We start from the raw sequence: 3,011 nt of genomic DNA, 5'->3' as shown, positions 1-3,011 counted from the left end.
CGGCCAGCCGGACGCCGCATGGCTCAAGCAGATCTACAGGCTGCGCCGGCGCCATCCTGTCGATGCCGTGGTCCTCGTGACCGACGGCGAGGCCCAATTGCCCAAGCCACGCGGGAGTACCATGCCCTGTGGCCTCCGCCTGGCTCGCATCGCCGAGGTATTGCACTGGTCTGCACCGATCTACCTGCTCGATGTCGCCCAGGCAGACGTGACCGCCAACGGCGATACACCGGTGATCGGCTGCGAGTTGCCGCGCGGTGCTGACGCCACCGCCATCGGCACCGCGCTGCAGACCCTGCGTGACCAATTGGCGAATCGCAGCATCGAGCAGTTGATCCAGAACGGGCGTGACCGCTATATGGGAGCCCTCTCCCAGCGGCTCGACACGCGCGGCCCGGTGCTCGCCGACTGGATCGGTGGATTGGTGAGCAGTCAACGCCGACGCCTCCCGCTCAGCGGCATTGTGTTCGCTCCATATCCGGGCTCTGCCGCCGATGCGGACGACGAGCCTGGTACCGACTTGCCCCTCTGGCAGTACCTGGGCGAAGCCGCCCGCCGCCAACCGGGCCGCCGGATCGGCTGGCATCCGGTCACGGTGTGCTCCACTCTGGCGTTGACGGCCATCGGCCTGTGGAGCGCCGGCATGCTAGTGTCTGGCGTACTGAATGGCCGCGACATGCACGTCGCCGGGCAGGCCGTGACCGGCATCCAATCGGCCCCGAATGCCGCCGAACGTCTGCGCGCACTGCTTGCCCTGCAGCAGCAGATCGAGCGCTACGAATACCGTACCCAGCATCACGCACCGCTCGCGACCCGCTTTGGCCTGAACCGCGACCCAGCCGTGCTTGACGCCCTGTGGAAGCCCTACGCGCAGGCCAGCCGCCGATTGCTGGCAACACCGGTCCAACAGGACCTCGAGGCGTCGCTGGTGGACCTCGCGCAGATGCGCACCGACATGCTGGATGAGCAGACCAGCCGCTGGGCGCTGGGCGGTCACGAAGGCCTCAAGACCTACCTGATGCTGGCCGCCCCCGAGCGCGCTGACCCGGCCTTCCTGGCCCCGCAACTGGTACGACGCTGGTCTACCGATGCCCGCATCACGCCGGGCGAGCGGCAGGACCTCGCCGAACGCCTGCTCAGGTTCTATGCCCAGCACCTCAAGGCGAACCCGGACTGGCGCATCGAACCCCGCCCGGAACTCGTGGCCGGCGCTCGCCAGACCCTGCTGGCGGTGATCGGGGAGCGCAACGGCGAGGACACCATTTACCAGGGCATCATCAATGCCTTCGCGAACAACGGCGGCAACAAGTATCCGGACGCGACCCTGGTCTCGCTGACGGCCGGCGCCGATCCCCGCGGGCTGGTGCGCGCCACCGCGATCGTGCCCGGTATCTTCACGCGCCAGGCCTACGAGGGCCATGTCGCTCCCGCCATCGAGGCCGCTGCCAAGCGCAGCGAGATCGCCAGCGACTGGGTGCTGACCGACGGCAAGCCCCAGGCATCGCCGACAGAAGGCCGCTCCGCCGAAGCCCTGCAGGCTGCGCTGACCGAGCGGTACTTCGCCGACTACGCGGAGCGCTGGCAGGGCTTCATGAACAGCCTGCAATGGGAACCCGCCCCCACGCTGCCGGCCGCCATCGATCAGCTCAAGCTGATGGCCGATGCGCGCCAGTCGCCGGTGATCGCGCTGATGAAGTCGCTGGAATACCAGGGCGGCGCCGGCGCGCACAAGGATTCGCTGTCCGACACGCTGGTGGCCAAGGCCCAGGACTTGCTGGGCAAGAAGACGGCGGGACCCGAGGCGATCAAGCCGGACACGGCCGGGCCGCTGGGCGCCGCCTTCGGACCGGTGCTGCGGCTGGTGGGACAGGGCCAGGCCGCCAATGCAGGCAGCAGCAGCGACCTGAGCCTGCAACGTTTCCTCGACCGCGCAACGGCGCTGCGCCTGCGCCTGCAGCAGGTCAGCAACAGCGCGGATGCCGACGCGCAAGCCCGGCAGATGGCGCAGGCACTTTTCCAGGGCAAGGGATCGGAGTTGGCCGACACCCGGGCCTATGCGCAACTGATGGCGGCGAGCCTCGGCAACCAGTGGGCGGGCATGGGCGAGACGTTGTTCGTACGCCCGATCACGCAGGCCACGCAGACCGTGCTGCAACCCGCGCAGGCGAGCCTGAACGACGCCTGGCGACAGGGCATTGCCATGGCGTGGGGCAAATCGTTCGCCGGGCGCTATCCGTTCGCCGACAGCGCCAACGATGCCTCCTTGCCGGAACTGGCGCGCTTCTTGCGCCCGCAAACCGGCGTGATCGGGGCGTTCCTCGGCACGCAACTGGCAGGCGTGCTGGAACTGCAGGGCGATCAATGGGTGCCGGCGGCCACCGGCGGCCAGGCGCTGGCCTTCGATCCGGCCTTCCTCAAGGCGGTCAATGCCCTGCAGCGCATCGCCACCCGCCTGCTGGCGCAAGGCGAGCCGCAGTATCGCTTTGAGGTCAAGCCGATTCCCACGCCGGGCCTGACCGATACGGTGCTGACCGTCGACAGCCAGAAGCTGCACTACTACAACCAGCGCGAGACCTGGCAGGCGATGACCTGGCCGGCCAACAACCTGCAGGACCTGGGCACCCGGCTGCAGTGGCAGACCGAGCACGCGGGCACCAACAAGAGCTATGAGTTCGGCGGCCGCTTTGGCTTCGTGCGGATGCTGGAGCGGGCGCACGTCGAGCCGCTGGACAGCGCCGTCTATCAATTGACCTGGCGAGGCACGCCCGACACCAAGGGGCCGACAACCAGCGAGCTTGAGCCGAGCGCTGCCGAGGCTGACAGCCTGACGGAGCGTGCGGCAAGGCTGCCGCCGCAAGCGGAGATGGCCTACCCGATCCGCTACCAGATGCGCACCGAAGTCGGCCAGGGACCGCTGGAGATGCTGGCACTGCGGGGCTTCGTGCTGCCGTCGCGCATCTTCGTGGGCCGGGAGCCGCAGGTGGTGCCGCGTGCCACCTCGGCCCCGCGCA

General features: G+C 68.7%; 1 protein-coding gene. It reads left to right on the top strand.

The window, feature by feature from the left end:
- Positions 1-3,011 (top strand): ImcF-related family protein (locus tag KF708C_RS34030; protein ID WP_197090470.1); only part of this gene is annotated, 3,011 nt, incomplete at both ends.

It is taken from the genome of Cupriavidus basilensis (assembly GCF_000876015.1).
Lineage (GTDB): Bacteria > Pseudomonadota > Gammaproteobacteria > Burkholderiales > Burkholderiaceae > Cupriavidus > Cupriavidus basilensis_B.
This window is presented reverse-complemented; position numbering and strand designations above follow the sequence as displayed.